Annotated in this window: 14 protein-coding genes and 5 tRNA genes; 9 read left to right on the top strand and 10 right to left on the bottom strand. The window is 62.8% G+C overall.

The window, feature by feature from the left end; genetic code table 11:
* Positions 1-9: 9 nt before the first annotated feature.
* From R1T44_RS14410 to uvrY, 7 genes are all read right to left on the bottom strand, one after another.
* On the bottom strand, positions 10-462 hold the full coding sequence (locus tag R1T44_RS14410) for a SpoIIAA family protein (RefSeq protein WP_248377090.1): 453 nt from the start codon (positions 460-462) through the stop codon (positions 10-12).
* A gap of 327 nt (positions 463-789) precedes the next feature.
* Positions 790-874: transfer RNA gene (locus R1T44_RS14405), tRNA-Leu, on the bottom strand.
* A gap of 487 nt (positions 875-1,361) precedes the next feature.
* Positions 1,362-1,435 (bottom strand) — tRNA-Cys (locus R1T44_RS14400).
* Between the two features lie 112 nt (positions 1,436-1,547).
* Positions 1,548-1,622 (bottom strand) — tRNA-Gly (locus tag R1T44_RS14395).
* Positions 1,623-1,778: 156 nt separating this feature from the next.
* Complete coding sequence (gene pgsA, locus R1T44_RS14390) at positions 1,779-2,327, bottom strand: CDP-diacylglycerol--glycerol-3-phosphate 3-phosphatidyltransferase (RefSeq protein ID WP_043331361.1); 549 nt, start codon at positions 2,325-2,327, stop codon at positions 1,779-1,781.
* A gap of 249 nt (positions 2,328-2,576) precedes the next feature.
* Positions 2,577-4,610 carry an excinuclease ABC subunit UvrC gene (gene uvrC, locus R1T44_RS14385; RefSeq protein ID WP_283248888.1) on the bottom strand — a complete coding sequence of 678 codons (2,034 nt, stop codon included), beginning with the start codon at positions 4,608-4,610 and terminating at the stop codon, positions 2,577-2,579.
* 270 nt (positions 4,611-4,880) lie between these two features.
* Positions 4,881-5,543, bottom strand: coding sequence for a UvrY/SirA/GacA family response regulator transcription factor (gene uvrY, locus R1T44_RS14380; protein ID WP_043331360.1), 663 nt, complete (start codon positions 5,541-5,543; stop codon positions 4,881-4,883).
* Between the two features lie 300 nt (positions 5,544-5,843).
* On the opposite strand from uvrY, the gene R1T44_RS14375 reads away from it, so the two are divergent.
* The 3 genes from R1T44_RS14375 to R1T44_RS14365 all read left to right on the top strand — a co-directional run bounded on the left by R1T44_RS14375 (position 5,844) and on the right by R1T44_RS14365 (position 7,204).
* Positions 5,844-5,919: transfer RNA gene (locus tag R1T44_RS14375), tRNA-Ala, on the top strand.
* Between the two features lie 74 nt (positions 5,920-5,993).
* Positions 5,994-6,069 (top strand) — tRNA-Ala (locus R1T44_RS14370).
* Between the two features lie 262 nt (positions 6,070-6,331).
* Positions 6,332-7,204 carry an AraC family transcriptional regulator gene (locus R1T44_RS14365; protein ID WP_284726597.1) on the top strand — a complete coding sequence of 291 codons (873 nt, stop codon included), beginning with the start codon at positions 6,332-6,334 and terminating at the stop codon, positions 7,202-7,204.
* Between the two features lie 86 nt (positions 7,205-7,290).
* Here R1T44_RS14365 and R1T44_RS14360 read toward each other — a convergent pair whose 3' ends face one another.
* A complete protein-coding gene (locus R1T44_RS14360) occupies positions 7,291-8,370 on the bottom strand; it encodes an ABC transporter ATP-binding protein (RefSeq protein WP_284726596.1) in 1,080 nt (359 codons plus the stop codon).
* Between the two features lie 146 nt (positions 8,371-8,516).
* Complete coding sequence (argF, locus tag R1T44_RS14355; RefSeq protein ID WP_043331358.1) at positions 8,517-9,434, bottom strand: ornithine carbamoyltransferase; 918 nt, start codon at positions 9,432-9,434, stop codon at positions 8,517-8,519.
* Between the two features lie 316 nt (positions 9,435-9,750).
* On the opposite strand from argF, the gene grxD reads away from it, so the two are divergent.
* Positions 9,751-10,083 carry a Grx4 family monothiol glutaredoxin gene (gene grxD, locus R1T44_RS14350; protein ID WP_043331357.1) on the top strand — a complete coding sequence of 111 codons (333 nt, stop codon included), beginning with the start codon at positions 9,751-9,753 and terminating at the stop codon, positions 10,081-10,083.
* Between the two features lie 128 nt (positions 10,084-10,211).
* On the opposite strand, the gene rnt is transcribed toward grxD, so the two are convergent.
* Complete coding sequence (rnt, locus tag R1T44_RS14345; RefSeq protein WP_054555724.1) at positions 10,212-10,907, bottom strand: ribonuclease T; 696 nt, start codon at positions 10,905-10,907, stop codon at positions 10,212-10,214.
* A 267-nt stretch (positions 10,908-11,174) separates the two neighbouring features.
* On the opposite strand from rnt, the gene R1T44_RS14340 reads away from it, so the two are divergent.
* From R1T44_RS14340 to R1T44_RS14320, 5 genes are all read left to right on the top strand, one after another.
* The gene (locus R1T44_RS14340; protein ID WP_225348161.1) at positions 11,175-12,440 is read left to right on the top strand and encodes an argininosuccinate synthase; all 1,266 of its coding nucleotides are present in this window, start codon (positions 11,175-11,177) and stop codon (positions 12,438-12,440) included.
* Between the two features lie 350 nt (positions 12,441-12,790).
* Positions 12,791-13,078, top strand: a complete 288-nt coding sequence (locus R1T44_RS14335; RefSeq protein WP_306424366.1) for an HlyU family transcriptional regulator — start codon at positions 12,791-12,793, stop codon at positions 13,076-13,078.
* A 53-nt stretch (positions 13,079-13,131) separates the two neighbouring features.
* The gene (locus R1T44_RS14330) at positions 13,132-13,836 is read left to right on the top strand and encodes a glutathione S-transferase (protein ID WP_284726595.1); all 705 of its coding nucleotides are present in this window, start codon (positions 13,132-13,134) and stop codon (positions 13,834-13,836) included.
* Between the two features lie 457 nt (positions 13,837-14,293).
* A complete protein-coding gene (locus R1T44_RS14325; RefSeq protein ID WP_284726594.1) occupies positions 14,294-15,496 on the top strand; it encodes a sensor domain-containing diguanylate cyclase in 1,203 nt (400 codons plus the stop codon).
* Positions 15,497-15,810: 314 nt separating this feature from the next.
* Positions 15,811-17,700, top strand: a complete 1,890-nt coding sequence (locus R1T44_RS14320; RefSeq protein ID WP_284726593.1) for a dihydroxyacetone kinase subunit DhaK — start codon at positions 15,811-15,813, stop codon at positions 17,698-17,700.
* Positions 17,701-17,712: the final 12 nt, after the last annotated feature.

Here is a 17,712-nt window from a genome sequence, read left to right as displayed (position 1 = left end):
GCGGGTGCTTCAGGCCTGATGGCGTTTCGCCGCCGGGGTCTGGGCATCATGGCCGGTGGGGGCTTTATTGGCGCCAGCACCGATGCCAGAGCCACCACGCGGTGGCTCGGCGACCCAGGCATAGGCAGCCTCGCGCTCGTCGGGCGAGAAGTGGCGCACCTCGATGGAGCGGACCAGATGCTTGCTGAACTCGGTGACATGGCGCAGCCAGTCGGCCTTGCTGATGATGGCTTCGCGCTCGAAGTCTCCCAAGTGGCGCAGGGCATAGCCGATGTCATTGAGCAGGGCGGCGGGTGTGATCAGGCCAAAGCGTTCAATCTCCACCAGCAACGAGATTCGCTCATGGCGCGCCAGGCGTTCGTCGCATTCCTTGATGATGGGGGCGAGCGAGGCCTGATCGATATGTCCTGCGAGATGCAGGGCGACAACGTGATCGGCGGGACTCTTGAGCAGTGTCAGCATGTTTGGCTCCTGCACTGATGCATGTTGGCTGGGCGAGCCGTGCTGGAAGCCAGCGCTGGCGTCGCTACCTCTTCAGTGTAGTCGCATGTAAGCAGCTTGCTGGCGTCTGGCCAGGCGATTGTCGGTACTGTTCGTGTCGAGGAGCTGCCAGCAACGGTTACCTCTCTCGACGTCTGGCCGCGCGAGGCATGACGAGCGGAGCAGTGTTCAGGTTTGAAAAGTGACAGGCTTGAAAAATATCAGCCATGAAAAGTATCAGGCACGAAAAAGCGCCGCCCCTCGTGAGAGGAGCGGCGCTCTTGAATTCAGTATGGTGCTTGCTTGATCTGGTACGGCCAGCCGGACTCGAACCGGCACGCCCGAAGGCAGGAGATTTTAAGTCTCCGGTGTCTACCGATTCCACCATGGCCGCGCAGACTGTCGCATAACTTATCATATTTCAGATCAAGGTCAACTTTAATGGCGATGACACTCTACTGAATGCGTGATTTAACTGACTGTTATGCAATGAAATTGAGACGGTCTGTGGTTATCGTGAGCGGTGACATTGAGGAGGGAAAGCAGAGCGCTTTTCACCCGGCATGATCGCGGCAAGCGACGCGAAAAGGCGCGCGGTGGAGAGGGGCGGGGAAACAGATAGTCAGTACCAAGCGCGAAGGCGCACAGGGGAAGTCACTGACGGGTGCCGGAACACTGTCAGAATCACGGACAGATGAAAACAGAGAAATGATGTAGCAAGGCAATGGCTTGGCAAGGCGTAGATCAGACGATAACCAAGCGAAAAAGCGTCAGGGTTGCAGCAATGTAAATCGAAACAAGCAAGGGAAGTGTGACGACCCGAAGGGGGTGGGTGTCATATCCATTCCAGAGGGAAACAGGGGATGTTTCGGTATCTGAAATGGAGGCTGGAGTCGGAATCGAACCGGCGTACACGGAGTTGCAGTCCGCTGCATGACCACTCTGCCATCCAGCCTCAATGATCAAGATGTCAGTCGAAACTGATGTCTGATCCGAGGAGTATCCACTGATGCTGCTTCAGATACATGAGTCAGTAAATCAGGTGAATGTTGCGCTACCTGTGTTACTGGAGCGGGAAACGAGATTCGAACTCGCGACCCCAACCTTGGCAAGGTTGTGCTCTACCACTGAGCTATTCCCGCTGAACTCGAGGTCGAATTATACGGATAATTCCCATGCTGTCAAACAGTTAATGAAAAAATTGTCTCGCGAGTCAGGTCACTGGAAACGAAAACGCCCACCGGCCATAGGGGCGGTGGGCGTTGAGGCATTCGCAGCATCTCGTGGCTGAACGGGGGTCAGACCGAGCGCACCAGTTCCGGCCAGGCGGCACGCAGGTAGCTGATCATCGACCACAGCGTCAGCGCTGCCGAGATATACAGCAGGGCCAGGCCGGCATCCCCCCCGACACTGCCCGGAGCGAAGAACAGCAACATGAACAGGGCCAGCATCTGGGCGGCCGTCTTCAGCTTGCCGACCCAGGACACCGCGACGCTGCCGCGCTTGCCGATCTCGGCCATCCACTCACGCAGCGCCGAGATGACGATCTCGCGACCGATGATGACCAGGCTCGGGATGGTCATCCACAGGCTGTCGTAGCGTTCGATCAGCAGGCCCAGTGCCACCGCGACCATCAGCTTGTCGGCGACGGGGTCCAGGAAGGCGCCGAAGGGCGTGGTCTGATTCCACAGGCGGGCCAGATAGCCATCGAACCAGTCGGTGATGGCGGCCAGTGCGAAGAGCAGCGCCGTCAGCGGCAGGCTCCATGCATAAGGCAGATAGAAACATACCACCAGCAGCGGAATGAACAGGATGCGGATCAGAGTCAGGATATTGGGGATGCTCATCGTGACGGCACGAGTCCTTGCATGAAGCGTAGGTGGCTGGGCGCAATCGAGGGCGAGTCGAGACCCTGAAGAAAGCCGATCGATTGGCGCCGCACAAGTCGTCTATTCTAGCCTGCCGGCGGCGCATTCAGCCATGCCAAACGGCAGGTTATTCAAGCCAACGCTCTGTCACTCTTCCTTGAGCGTTGAGTCGATGGTGCCAGAGGCAGTCATGTCGTGCACGGGGGCAGCCATGCAGCGTCTGGTGGATCAGCCATGCAGCGCCTGGTGGATCAGCTCGGCGAGCGATTCGCTGATGCCGGGCACGCGCGCCAGTTCCGGCTTGGAGGCCTGTTTCACCCCCTGCAGGCCGCCGAAGAACTTGAGCAGCTCGCGGCGCCGCTTGGGGCCGACTCCCGCGATGCCCTCCAGGCTTGAGGTGCGCCGCGCCTTGTCACGCTTGGCGCGGTGACCGGCGATGGCGAAGCGGTGCGATTCATCGCGCACATGCTGGATCAAGTGCAGCGCCGGCGAGTGGCTGTCGAGGTCGAGGGTGTCATGCACCGTCTCGATGAACAGCGTCTCGAGCCCTGCCTTGCGCGTGGTGCCCTTGGCCACCCCGAGCAGGATGATGTCGGTCACGCCGAGTGACTCGAACACCCCGCGCGCCATGTTGAGCTGCCCCTTGCCGCCATCGACCAGCAGGATGTCCGGGCGCTTGCCTTCGCCTTCCTGCAGGCGCTTGAAGCGCCGCGTCAGTGCCTGTTGCATGGCGGCGTAGTCATCGCCGGCCGTCACGCCTTCGATATTGAAGCGCCGGTAATCCGACTTGATCGGCCCGTCATGATCGAAGACCACGCAGCTGGCCACGGTCGCCTCGCCATGACTGTGGGAAATATCGAAGCATTCCAGGCGCTTGGGCACCTCATCGAGGCCCAGCGCGTCGCGCAGCGACAGGAAGCGGTTGGACAGCTGCTGGCGGCTGGCCAGCTGGGTGGCCAGATGTTGCTCGGCGTTGGTCTGTGCCAGTGTCAGCCACTGGGCGCGATGGCCGCGCACCTGATGCGCGACCCGTACCCGACGTTCGGCCTTCTCGCTCAAGGCGCCTTCCAGCAGGTTGGCGTCATCGAGGGCCAGCGAGGTCAGCACCTCATCGGGCATCTCCCTGTCCTGGCCGAGATAGTACTGGCTGACGAAGCTGGTCAGCAGCTCGCTACTGGTCAGGTCCAGGCCATTGCCGGGCGAGAAGTGGCGCGCACCGAGCATGCGACCCTGACGGACCGAGACCACGCTGATGCAGAGCCCGCCGGGGCGCTCGGCCAGCGCCAGGATGTCGGCGTTGCCGGTGCCGGTGTCGACGTATTGCTTCTCCTGCATGCGGCGCAGCTGGGCGACCTGATCACGCAGGCGAGCCGCTTCCTCGAATTCCAGCCGCATGGCCGCGTCTTCCATCGCCTGGCTGAGCTCGTCGGTGACCTTGTCGCTCTGGCCGTTCAGGCACATCACCGCATGTTCCATGTCGCGGCGATAATCCTGCTTGCTGATGTAGTCGACACACGGCGCGGTGCAGCGGTTGATCTGATATTGCAGGCACGGGCGTTCGCGGTGGGCGAACACCGAATCCTCGCAATTGCGCAGCCGGAAGATCTTCTGCATCAGGGTCAGTGATTCGCGCACCGCAACGCTGCTCGGGTAGGGGCCGAAGTAGCGTCCGTCATTGCGCTTGTGGCGCACGCGCTTGAACTCCAGCGCCGGATAGTCGTGATGCTGGCTGATGAAGACGTAAGGGTAGGATTTGTCGTCACGCAGCAGGATATTGTAGGGCGGGCGCAGCTCCTTGATCAGGGTCTGCTCCAGCAGCAGGGCCTCGGTCTCGCTGCGCGTGATGGTGACCTGCACATCGGCGATGCGCCCGACCAGCGCCTGGGTCTTGGCATTGAGGCCGGTGTTGCGAAAATAGCTGGAGAGGCGCGCCTTGAGGCGCTTGGCCTTGCCCACGTACAGCACGTCACCGGCGCTATCCAGCATGCGATAGATGCCGGGCGCGTCGCTGACATGCTTGAGGAAATGGCGGGCGTCGAAGCCGGTCGCCTCGCTGCCCTGCAGCAGATCACTGCTCGCGTCGCTGGTGATCAGGCGGCTGGAGACACGCGCGGCGTCACTGCGTGCGCGGCTGTCAGCCTGCGCACTCGCTGAGGAGGCTTGCTGGGCATCAGGCTGGCTGGCGGTGTCTGCCGGCTCCTCATTCTCGGGCGACTGAGAAGTGGTGTCCGTCATCGTGGGATCAGTGTGCTGCTTGGCCATGAGGTTCCTCGTCCAGAGATGCCTCGAGTCTATCAAACAAGGGCGATTGCTCGCAGGCATGGGGGCAACAGGGCCATGCTGCAATGCCTGCTGTCATGACCGGCGCCTGTCAGGACGTGCCATTCACGAACGTCTCAGACAGAAACGCCTCATGCAACAACGCCACCCGGGGAAGGTGGCGTTGTTGCATGAGGCGTTGTCGGCGCTGCTCGGGAGTGTCACGAGCAGCGCGGGCCTGCAGTGTGTGACGGGCTGGCAAGGTGTGCTTGTTCAGGCCTCGTCAGGACGGTCCAGCACGTAGTCATCCAGCAACTGGTGACGCATGGCCAGATGCGTCATCTCCACGTCGCTGGTCACGCCAAGCTTGTCGAAGATGCGGTAACGGTAGGTGTTGACCGTCTTCGGGCTCAGGTGCAGGCGGTCCGAGATCTCGCTGACGCGATGGCAATTGACGATCATCGTCGCCACCTGCAGTTCTCGGCTCGACAGCTGATCGAAGGGATTGCTGCGCTGGGTGTCCATGCCCGAGAACACCAGGCGCTGGGCGATTTCCGGGGACAGATAGCGTTCGCCAGCGGCCACCTGATGGATGGCGCGAATCATCTCGTCAAAGGGCGTGCCCTTGGAGATGAAGCCGAAGGCTCCCGCTTCCAGCAGGCGTTTAGCGAAGGACTCTTCCAGATAGGCGGTCAGCACGATGACTCTGACGTCGGGCAGACTGCGCACGATCTTCTGCGTGGCTTCCAGGCCATCGACGCCGGGCATGCGAATGTCCATGAGCACGATATCCGGGCTGTGCTCACGGCAGAGTTTGATCGCGGTTTCGCCATCCGAGGCTTCTGCAATCACCTTGAGCCCATCCTCTAGCTCAATGGTACGGACGATGCTGGTACGCACCAGGTGGTGGTCGTCAGCGACAAGAACCTTGATCAAGGCGGCTCCAGTAAAGATGTCAATAAGCAGTGAAGTGAATGCGGGATCCAATGTACCCATTGGACAAGGGCTTGTCGATGCCCTGTCATCCAGTGCGTCGCGTTCAGGATAACCACTACTGATATAGTGCTAGCGTGATTCCTGCTCCTTGTCGTCGGCCGTGGGTCCGTGAGCGAGCCCCTGCGGGAAACCGTGCTCCGCGATGCGATCCGCAGACTTCGCGCACTCCACAAAGCGCAGCAAAAATAAGAGGTTGACGACGTATTCGTCGCTCTGTAACATGCGCTCCATCGTGAAGACGGGGCCTTAGCTCAGCTGGGAGAGCGCAACACTGGCAGTGTTGAGGTCAGCGGTTCGATCCCGCTAGGCTCCACCATGATTCACGACAAGCCTGTCCAGGTTTCACGTGCCTCTTGCCTGCAAGTGACACACGAAATGACAGTCTGATTCGGGGCCTTAGCTCAGCTGGGAGAGCGCAACACTGGCAGTGTTGAGGTCAGCGGTTCGATCCCGCTAGGCTCCACCAGAATTCTTGAAAAAGCGGTCATCCTGCGGGGTGGCCGCTTTTTTTGTGCCCGGCTTTCAGCTCGGCCCTGTCAGCATGCTCCTGTCTGCAGCTCGCCCCTGTCTGCTTCACATATATAGCCGCCGGTGCCCGGGTCTGCCAATACTGAGAGGAATGGACGATAAATCTCACTCAGGCTCGAGGTCGGCTGAAATTGCCATCAATCGTTGCCTGATCGTCTCAAGTTGTTGATGAGAGGCAGGCATGGCGCTAGATTGGCGACATGAGCAGACAAGAGATCACACGACTCGTGGCGAGCCTCGCCCACGAGGAAGGCATTCGAGAGACCGCAGTGAAGGGCGTGCAGCTCTTTCGCATGACGGAGCCCGTGCGTTGCGCGCCGGCCATCTATGAACCCGCCGTGGTGGTGATCGTCAGCGGTGCCAAGGAGGCGATACTGGACGGCGAGCGGCATGTCTACGACAGCCGCCAGTATCTGTGCTGTCCCATCTCGATGCCGGTCGAGGCGGGCGCCCCCAAGGCCTCGCCAGAGGCACCGCTGCTGGGCGTCTACCTCTCGCTGGATACGCGGGTAATGACGGAGCTTGCCATCGAGATGGAAAGCGCCGCGGGTCTCGTGCGCAAGCCGGCCCGCGGCCCGCTGCCGCCCGGGCTTGCCATGGCGCATTGGGACGCCGCCTTCAGCGATGCCTTGTTGCGACTGCTGCAGGTGGCACAGAGCCCCGCGGATGCGGCGATATTGGGAGAAGGGCGGCTGCGGGAGCTTTACTACGCCGTCCTGAAGGGCGAGGCCGGTGAGTCGGCGCGACGCGCCTTCGGTGTGGGCAACGAGATCGCGCGGACAATCGATTACCTCTCCAGCCGACTGGATGAGCCGGTCAGCATTGAAGACATGGCCGGGCGGGTCGGCATGAGTCGCGCCGTCTTCCACCGCAAGTTCAAGCAGGCGACCACGATGTCGCCGATCCAGTTCGTGAAGTCCATGCGCCTCAACACCGCCGCCATGCAGATCGCCAATGGCAAGACCGTCAGCGAGGCGGCCATGGCCGTGGGCTATGTCAGCTCCTCGCAATTCAGTCGCGAATTCAAGCGTCTGTACGGGCAGTCGCCCAAGCAATGGAGTCAGTTCAAATAGCGACACGCCACCAGCGGGGCAAGAAAAAACGGCCATCCGAAAGGAGGCCGTTTTTTCTTGGCTGGCGATCATCCTGCGCGTAGGCGCTAGAGCACCGCTTCACTCTCCTCGACACGCTCGAAGAGGATCAGGTGATCGGCCTGGATACGCAGCATGACCTGCTCACCGGGCTGGTAGTCGTGATGACTGTTGAAGGCCGCCTCGACTTCCCGCCCGGAAGGCAGCGCCAGCCTATAGAGGGTGCTGGTGCCGGCGAAGGTCGCGCTGAGCACGCGCGCCTTGAGGTCGGTGGCTTCCGAATCCCCTTCGGCCAGCACCAGGTCATCCGGGCGCAGCAGTACATCCACCGGCGTGCCGGGTGCATACGGATAGGCACGGTTGCCGCGAATCACGCCCAGCTCCGTGCTCACGCATTCGTTGTCCTTCAGCGTGCCGGGGATGAAATAGCCCTGGCCGATGAAGTTGGCGACGAAGCGCGTGGCGGGTTCGTGATACAGATTGAACGGCGTGTCCCACTGCTGCAGATGGCCGCCGTGGATCACGCCGATCTGGTCGGCCATCGCGAAGGCCTCATTCTGATCATGCGTGACCAGCACCGCGCTGATGCCGAGGTGCTTGAGAATCCGCCGCACCTCCTGACTCAGCTGACGCCGCAGCTCCACGTCCAGATTCGAGAACGGCTCATCGAGCAGCAGGATGCGCGGCTCCGGTGCCAGCGCGCGGGCCAGGGCCACGCGCTGCTGCTGGCCACCGGACAGCTCATGCGGGAAGCGCTCGCCGAGATGGGCCAGGCCGACCAGCGTCAGCAGCTCCATCACCTTGTCATTGCGCGCTTCACGGGTCATGCGGCGCACGCCGAAGGCCACGTTGTCCGCCACGCTCAGATGGGGGAACAGCGCGTAATCCTGAAAGACCATGCCGACATGGCGCTGCTCCGGCGCGGTCAGATGAGTCGCGCTGGACAGCACCTCGCCTTCGAGACGAATCTCGCCCATCGCTACCGGTTCGAAGCCGGCAATCGCGCGCAGCAGCGTGGTCTTGCCGCAGCCGGAGGGGCCGAGCAGGCAGGCAATGTCACCCTTGTTGAGGGAGAAATTGATGTCGCGAGTCACGACGGTGGTGTCGTAGCGACATTCCAGCGAATCGATCTGAAGGAGCGGTTGCATGATGGCAGGTCAGTCCGGATGGCGATGAAGGCAGCGGAGCAGGGGAGTGTCCGTCTCGCTTGAGCATACGCGAGCGCCGCCTGCGTGGATGCAGGCGGCGGCAGGGCACCCCTTCGGCTTGCTGAGCGGCGGCTAAGCCTTGAGGCTCAGTCCTGGCGACCCAGCATCAGGAACTCGAGCAGTGCCTTCTGGGCGTGCAGGCGATTGCCCGCTTCCTGCCAGACGACGGCGCGCGGGTCATCCAGCAGACCCATGCTGATCTCTTCGCCGCGGTGTGCCGGCAGGCAGTGCAGGAAGATGACATCGTCGGCGGCCTTGTCGAGCATGGCTTCATCGACCTGGAAACCGGCGAAGTCGGCTTCACGCTTGAGTTGCTCTTCTTCCTGGCCCATGGAGGCCCAGACATCGGTGGTCACCAGGTCCGCGCCCTGCACGGCTTGCTGCGGGTCACGATGGATGCTGACGCGCTGGCCAGCTGCCGCGACGATCTCGCTGTCCGGCTCGTAGCCTTCGGGGCAGCAGATGCGCAGATTGAAATCGAACTGACGCGCGGCGTTGATCCAGGAATGGCACATGTTGTTGCCATCGCCGATCCAGACCGCTGTCTTGCCCTTCACGGAGCCACGGCATTCGGTCCAGGTCATCACGTCGGCCAGCAGCTGGCACGGATGATAGTCGTCGGTCAGCGCATTGATGACCGGCACGCTGGAGGCGTCGGCGAAGGCTTCGATGTCGGAGTGGGCGAAGGTGCGGATCATCACGCCATCGACCATCTCGGACAGCACGCGTGCGGTGTCGCCGATCGGCTCGCCACGGCCCAGCTGGGTGTCGCGCGGCGACAGGAACAGTGCATGGCCACCGAATTGCGCCATGGCCGTCTCGAAGGACACGCGGGTACGCGTGGAGGACTTCTCGAAGATCATCGCCAGGGTGCGGTTGGCGAACGGCGTATAGACCGGACCTTCCTTCTTCAGCCCATCCTTGATGGTGATGGCGCGCTGGATGAGGTAGTCGAGTTCTTCCGGAGAAAGGTCAAGCAGGGTCAGAAAGTGCCGGGTGGCCATCGAGCGGGCTCCTGTCAGGGTCTCGGGCAGCACCATCGAAAAGGGCGCCATGCGTCGGAGGGAAGGAAGTCGCCGACGATCACGGCGCCCGGATGGCGCTGCCTGTCAAAAGAGCCATCCTAGCCAGCTCGGCTCGAGCGTGCAACGCTCACGCCGTTATCAGGGCGGCCATGACGCGCGCTGCAGGGCCGATGCGCGCTGCTGCAGACAGCAATCCACAACTCGGGCACTATCGGGGGCTGAATTCATGGCTTACCCCCAGTAGAATGAGGGAATGACACTCACGGGCCTTGCGCCCACCGTCCGAGGATTGCACATGAGCACTACCATCGAATCGATCGAAAAGCAGATTGGCGAGAACCCGATCCTCCTGTACATGAAGGGCACCCCGCAGCTGCCGCAGTGTGGTTTCTCTGCGCAGACCGTGCAGGCCGTCATGTCCTGCGGCGAGCGTTTCGCCTTCGTCAACATTCTCGACAACCCGGACATCCGCGCCGAGCTGCCGAAATACGCCAACTGGCCGACCTTCCCGCAGCTGTGGGTCAACGGCGAGCTGGTCGGCGGTTGCGACATCGTAGTCGAGATGTACCAGAGCGGCGAACTGGAGCCGCTGATCAAGCAGGCCGCTCAGGAAGCGTCTGCCGAGTGATCGGCATCTTCTGATAGGAGTCGCTCTGATCGGGCTCGCTCTGACCCGAGCAGTGCCGAGCAGAAAAAACGCCCCCGCAGCCAGGCTGCGGGGGCGTTTTCATATCTGACCGTCAGAAGCTCTGCCAGTCAGGGCGCGGGCGCGTCGAGCGAGGCCGGCACCTCGTCATTCATGCCCTGTTCCTTCATCGCCAGGTCCCAGCCGCCCAGGTCCTTGAAGCGGTTGACCATCGCGCAGAACAGCTCCGCGGTGCGTTCGGTGTCATAACGCGCCGAGTGGGCGGAGGCGTTGTCGAACTCGATGCCGGCGGCGCGGCAGGCGCGGGCCAGTACCGTCTGGCCATAGACCAGACCCGCAAGCGAAGCGGTATCGAAGCACGAGAACGGGTGGAACGGATTGCGCTTGATACCGCAACGCTCGACCGCCGCGTTCAGGAAGCCCTGATCGAAGGCCGCATTGTGGCCGACCAGCACCGCACGCGTGCAGCCGTGCGCCTTGATGGCCTTGCGCACCGGGCTGAAGATCTCGCCCAGCGCCTGATTCTCGGCCACCGCGACCTGCTTGCGCACCGGGTTGTCGAGATCGATACCGGTGAAGTCCAGTGCCGACTGTTCGATGTTGGCGCCCTCGAAGGGGGCCACGTGGAAGGCATAGGTCGCATCCGGCACCATGTTGCCATCGTCGTCCATGGTCAGCGTGACGGCAGCGATCTCGAGCAGTGCATCACCGGCGGCATTGAAACCACCCGTCTCGAGGTCGACCACCACTGGCAGAAAGCCACGGAAGCGCTGTGCCATCTGCGTGCGCTCGCTCGCCTGGGTCATCAAGATCTCCAATCCCGTCATAGCATCTCGTGCTGCGTCGTGCGTATTGCCGACGCTCAAGGTGGCCAATTGTAGCAGGGCGAAAAGGGCGCGTCGCGGCGCTGGCCGCGTGCCGGGGTGTCTCTGGCCCTCCTGGCAGTATCGGTGAGGTGCCAGCCTCGCTATAATCGGCGTCACATCGTGATTCGGGTAGATGAGCGGCTGCGCTTGCGCGGCCTTCGCTCGTCTGGACCGGGCGATCCAACCCCACCTGCGGCCACGGCGTTCATCAGTGGTACGCGGGAACTACAAGCATCAACTCAGGAGTCAAGCATGTCCGACGTGCAAAAGGTCGTTCTCGCCTACTCCGGCGGCCTGGACACTTCAGTCATCGTCAAGTGGCTGCAGGAAACCTACAACTGTGAAGTCGTGACTTTCACAGCTGACCTCGGTCAGGGCGAGGAAGTCGAGCCGGCGCGTGCCAAGGCGGAAGCCCTCGGCGTGAAGGAGATCTACATCGAAGACCTGCGCGAGACCTTCGTCCGCGACTACGTCTTCCCGATGTTCCGTGCCAACGCCATCTATGAAGGCGAGTACCTGCTGGGCACCTCCATCGCACGTCCGCTGATCGCGCGTCGTCTGGTCGAGATCGCCAACGAGACCGGCGCCGACGCCATCTCTCACGGTGCGACCGGCAAGGGCAACGACCAGGTGCGTTTCGAGCTGGGCGCCTACGCGCTGAAGCCGGGCATCCAGGTCATCGCGCCGTGGCGTGAGTGGGACCTGAACTCCCGCGAGAAGTTGATGGAATACTGCGAGCAGCACGGTATCGAAGTCGACTACGCCAAGAACAAGAAGAAGTCTCCGTACTCCATGGACGCGAACCTTCTGCACATCTCCTATGAAGGTGGCGTGCTGGAAGACCCGTGGACCGAGTGCGAAGAAGAGATGTGGCGCTGGAGCGTCAGCCCGGAGCAGGCGCCGAATGACGCGACCTACATCGATCTGACCTACACCAAGGGCGACATCACTGCCATCGACGGCAAGGAAATGGCCGCTCACGAAGTGCTCGAGTACCTGAACAAGGTCGGCGGCGCCAACGGCATCGGCCGTCTCGACATCGTCGAGAACCGTTACGTCGGCATGAAGTCGCGTGGCTGCTACGAAACACCGGGCGGCACCATCATGATGCGTGCTCACCGTGCCATCGAATCCATCACTCTGGACCGCGAAGCGGCCCACCTGAAGGACGAGATGATGCCCAAGTACGCCGAGCTGGTGTACAACGGCTACTGGTGGAGCCCGGAGCGTCGCATGCTGCAGGCGGCCATCGATGAGTCCCAGAAGGTCGTCAACGGCGTCGTGCGTCTCAAGCTCTACAAGGGCAACGTGATCGTCGTCGGCCGTCAGTCCGAAGACTCGCTGTTCGATGCGTCCATCGCGACCTTCGAAGACGATGCGGGTGCCTACGACCAGAAAGATGCTGCCGGCTTCATCAAGCTGAACTCCCTGCGCCTGCGTATCGCGGCCAGCAAGGGACGTGGCATCGAGTAATCTCTGATCCGATAGCCTGATCTCGGAACACCATGACGCCGGCCCCTGCTGCAGCCATTCGCTGCCATAGGGGTCGGCGTCGTGCTATCCGGCTGTCAGTGCCACGTTATCCGGCTGTCGTATCGCGCTTTAGGCGGCCAGAGTCAGTCGCGCTGTCGGCTACCAGAGCCGGGCGCGCTTGCGTCTGATGAGGTGCTGCTCATCCAGGGCACGCATGGCGCTCAGGGGCGTTGCTGAGCGCTTTTCTCCCCCGTGGGTGCATGCGATGCTGACAGAAGCCCCTTTTCATTGTCATTTCTGCACGTAGATAGCCGGCGACCGTCATGGCGGCCGGCCAAGGAAGATGTCTCATGCTGGGTATGCTGAAGAAACTGTTTGCCGCAGGCGAGCCTGCGCCGGTCAAGGAACCGGAAGCCACCGAATACAAGGGCTATCTGATCGTGGCGATGCCGCAGAAGCACGATGGTCAATACCGGGTGTCGGGCGTGATCCGCAAGCCGGTGGAAGGCGGCGAGATGCTGGAGCACCGTTTCGAGCGCTCCGACACCGTGCCGGGCGAAGAGGGCGCCGTGGAGCTGACCCTGCTCAAGGCGAAGCGCACCATCGATGACCTGGGTGACAGCATCTTCGAACGCTGATCGCCCCCGGAGCTGACCGCTGCGCACTTGCCCCCACCTTCAGGAGCACGCCCATGATCACGGTTCACCATCTGGAAAACTCGCGCTCGCAGCGCATCCTGTGGCTGCTGGAAGAGTTGAATCTTGAATATCGCCTGCAGATCTATGCCCGCGACAGCAACAGCATGCGTGCGCCCAAGGCGCTGAAGGAGATTCACCCGCTGGGCAAGGCGCCGATCATCACCGACACCACGCTGGCGGGAGAGAATGCCGAGCCGGTGGTGGTCGCCGAGTCCGGTGCGATCATCGAATACCTGATCGATCTGTACGCCGGCCAGGGCAGCGGCAGCACTGCCCATCTGCGCCCGCCCGCCGGCAGCCAGGCCGAGCGTGACTACCGCTTCTGGCTGCACTTCGCCGAAGGCTCGGCGATGTTGCCGCTGATGCTCAGACTGGTGTTCTCGCGTCTCGACAAGCCGCCGGTGCCGTGGCTGGTGCGCCCGATCGCGCGCAAGCTGGCCAAGGGGGTGAACGACAGCTTCATCAGTCCGGAGATCAAGGCGCATCTCGCCTACATGGATACCTGTCTCGAGCATCGCCAGTGGCTTGCCGGGGACTCGCTGACCGGTGCCGATATCCAGATGAGCTTCCCGATCCAGGCGCTCGATGCGCGCCAGGGGCTCAAGAATCACCCGAATATCCAGGAATGGCTGGCCCGCATCCGTCAGCGCGAGGCCTTTCAGCGTGCCGTGGCCAAGGGTGGCGAGCTGGCGCTCTGACGCGCTGATGCTTTTGCGCTCTGATGACCTGACGCCCTGATGAACTGATGCCCGGGCGCGATGCGCAAACATCATATGGCTTGCGCATTTTTGCGCTATTGATGTGATTGAGACTTTCGTCGGGATTCTTTCGGCATTCGGGCTGTCACATCTGGACGTTATATCGATAGGTTCTGTTTTAGGTATCTAAGCTACAGTTAGTGCTTATTTACCTCGCGCGGGTGACAGCCGCCCAGTCACCGGGCTGGGCAGCGAAGCGCCAAGGACGCCAGGCACGACAGGCGGAAAAGCACCGCAAGCCAGAGCGTCAAGACTGAACGTCAAGACAGAGCGGCATGGCATAACAACAAGACAGAACAGAAGACCGTGAGCGATGCATCGGCAAGCGAGTGGGGAGTCCGCCGTGGTGCCGATGGATAAACAGGATGCAGGACAAGGAGTCGACCGGGGGCCTGGCATGGCACGCAAGAGTCTGCGTGAACAATCACTGGAACAAGCACTCCAGCAGATGGAACGCGACAAGGCTCGCCTTGAACGCCGACTAGCGGGGCTGGAAGAGAAACTGTCGACGACGCTCGACGGTACCGGCCTGCGCCTCTGGCAACTCGAAGTGCCCAGCGGCAAGCTCACCATCTTCAACTATCGCTGGGGGCGCATGCTGGGCTATCAGCCCGGCGAGCTGAACGCCCATTTCGATGTCTGGCGTGAGCACCTGCACCCGGAAGACCGCGACGAAGTGCTCGCCAATCTCAATGATCACCTTGAGGGGCGCACCGAGGTCTATCAGGTCGTGCATCGCATGCTGGCCCGCGACGGCAGCATCACCTGGGTCGCCGATCGCGGGCGGGTGGTCGAACGCGATGAGCACGGCAATGCCCTGCGCCTGCTGGGCACGCATACCGACATCAGTCATGAGAAGGACTACGAATCGCGCCTCAATGCGCTGGCCAGCACCGATGCGCTGACGGGGCTTGCCAATCGTCAGGCCATCAACAGCTGGCATCAGCGACCGCTGGCCGACGACAGTGCCTTGATCTTCATCGACCTCGACGGCTTCAAGCAGGTCAACGACCAGTTCGGCCATCGTGCCGGCGACGAAGTGCTGGTGCTGGTCGCGCATGGTCTGAACGATGAGCTGCACCGGCTGGGCATCCACCATCATCTCTCGGCGCGTTTCGGCGGCGACGAATTCCTCTTTCAGCTGCCCCGCATGTCACTGCCGCGTGTCGAACATGTCGCCCGTCGCTGGCTGGAGCGCTTCGCGCATCCCCTCGAGATCAGCGGTGGCCTCGGCCGTATCGGTCTGAGCATCGGCATCTGCTTCGGGTGCGATGCCGACAATCGCTTCGGGCTGGCGCTTGAACGGGCCGATCAGGCGATGTACCGGGTCAAGCACCACGGCAAGCACGATTTCAGGGTGCACACGCCGGTGGAGTGCTCTGCCAGCGCATACCAGGCCTGCGATTTCCAGGCCTCGAATCTGGAAGTCCCCGCCAGTCGCCTGCCTTCCTGGTTGCACTCGGGACCCGCGCCGGTATCACAGCAGGCAGATTCTGCCGATACCGATCCTGTCGATACCAAGCCTGCCGATACCGAGCGTGGCGATAGCGTGTCTGCTGATTCCGAGTCTGCCGAGGCCAGGGCCAAGGAGGAAAGGTGACTCGCATGACAAGCAAGCCCGCTTCCCGCTGGCTGCCGACATTCCAAGCCCCCCGCACGCGCAGGCGTCGGGGGGATTTGGTCTTTCAGGCCGCTCGACTGACGGGCGTGGCACAACGCTGCAGCGCGAATGCCATCATTTTCTGATATGACTATTGCATCCGGCAAAGTCGCGAACGACGCTGGGGGGAACGGCAAGGCAGGATGAGTCGAGGCCCCCGAGCGTCATGGAAGCGTCGTGGCACGAGACAGGCATGAACGGCGGCCTCAAGTGCCGCCTTTATCAGCAGGGCGAGTGTCCTCAAGGAGAGAAGGATGAGTAGCAGCGAGTCTGGCCGACAGTTCATCAATCAGCCACGCCAGGTCGTCGGCGAGGCGCTGGAAGGCTGCGCACGACTGCGCCACCCGGATGGCAGTGGCGTGCGGCTGTCAGACCCCGCCAGTGGCATGCGCCTGGTGGTACGCGATGACTGGGCGCGTGATCAGGTCGCGCTGATTTCCGGTGGCGGCTCGGGGCATGAACCCGCGCATGCAGGCTTCGTCGGCGCGGGCATGCTGACGGCTGCCGTGTGTGGTGAGCTGTTCGCCTCGCCGACGGTGGACGCCGTGCTGGCGGCGATCCGCGAAGTGACCGGTGAGGCCGGGGCCTTGCTGATCGTCAAGAACTACACCGGCGATCGCCTCAACTTCGGGCTGGCGGCCGAGCGGGCGCGTCAGGAAGGCTTCAAGGTCGAGATGGTCATCGTCGCCGATGATGTGGCGCTGCCCGACAACCCGCAGCCGCGCGGGCTGGCCGGCACGCTGCTGGTGCACAAGGTCACCGGTGCGCTGGCGGCCCGCGGGGCGGGCCTCAAGGAAATCACCGCCGTCGCACGGCGCGTCGCCGACAGCTGCTCGACCCTGGGCGTGGCCTTCAATGTCGGCCGCCATCCCGGCAAGCCGCGTGAGCAGCGCGCACCGGAACTGGGGCTGGGCATTCACGGCGAGCCGGGCGCCATGGCGCTCGAGCTCGGCAGCGACTCGGACACCCACGGCGTGCATGCGATCATGGATACCGTGGTCACGGCGCTGGTGCAGGGTCATTCGCGCAAGGATGTCGGCGGCGACCTGCCGGCCAGCGGGCATCTGCTGTTGGTCAATGATCTGGGCGGTTGCTCGGCGCTGGAGCGCAGTCTGCTGCTGGAAGAAGCGCTGACCCATCCGTCGCTGCAGGCGCTGGGCATCCATGCCGTGGTCGGCCCGCAACCGCTGATGACCTCGCTGGACATGCACGGTTTCTCGCTGACGCTGCTGCCGCTGGATAGCCTGCTGGAAGAGGCGCTGAGCTCCAGCTGCGCGCCGGTGGCCTGGCCGGGCGTGCAGCCGGTGACGCCACTGACGCACTTCACGCCGAGTCAGGACGCCGTCAGAACCGCCAGCGACGAAGCCTCGGATGCGAGACGTGCCCAGGCCAAGGCCGACTGCCAGGAGCGTGCCGCCCGTGGCGTGAAATCGCGTGCCGGCCTGCCGGGCGATCCGCAGGTCGAGCAACGCCTGCGCGCGGCGCTGGAAATCCTGCTCGCCAGTGAGGCGGATCTTGACCGTCTCGATGCCATCAGCGGTGATGGCGATACCGGCAGCACCTTCGCCAGCGGTGCGCGCGCGGTGATCGAGGCGCTGGAAGACTGTGAGCTGGCGTGTGGCGATTCCGGTGAGCTGATGACCACCATCGGCAAGCAGCTGGCCCACGGCATGGGCGGCTCCAGTGGTGTGCTGCTCTCGACGCTGTTCACCGCCGCCGCCACCCGCTGGAAGGAGCAGTCGGACGCGAATGGTCAGGCACCGCTGGGCCAGCGCTGGCACGACGCCCTGAGTCACGGCGTCGCCCGCATGCAGCACTACGGTGGCGCCTCACGCGGCGATCGCAGCCTGCTGGATGCACTGCTGCCGGCATTGGAGGCACTGCAGGCATCGGTGCAGGGTGATCAGTCAGCCTCGCCGGTCGAGAGCAAGCAGGAGAGGCGTGTCGGGCGTGTCGACTGGGCCGCGATGGCGCGTGCCGCCCGTCAGGGTGCGGATGCCACCGCCGAGATGGCCAAGGCACGTGCCGGACGCTCCGCCTACGTGCCTTCCGCTCATCTGGTCGGCAACAGCGACCCGGGTGCGGAAGCCGTGGCGCGTGTCTTCGAAGCGCTGGCCGATGCTGCCGAGGAAGCGGCGGGCTGATGTGATTGACCG

Source organism: Cobetia amphilecti, assembly GCF_032923285.1.
GTDB classification, from domain to species: Bacteria; Pseudomonadota; Gammaproteobacteria; order Pseudomonadales; family Halomonadaceae; genus Cobetia; species Cobetia amphilecti.
The sequence above is the reverse complement of the archived record's forward strand: the minus strand, read 5'-3'. Positions and strand labels throughout refer to the sequence as shown.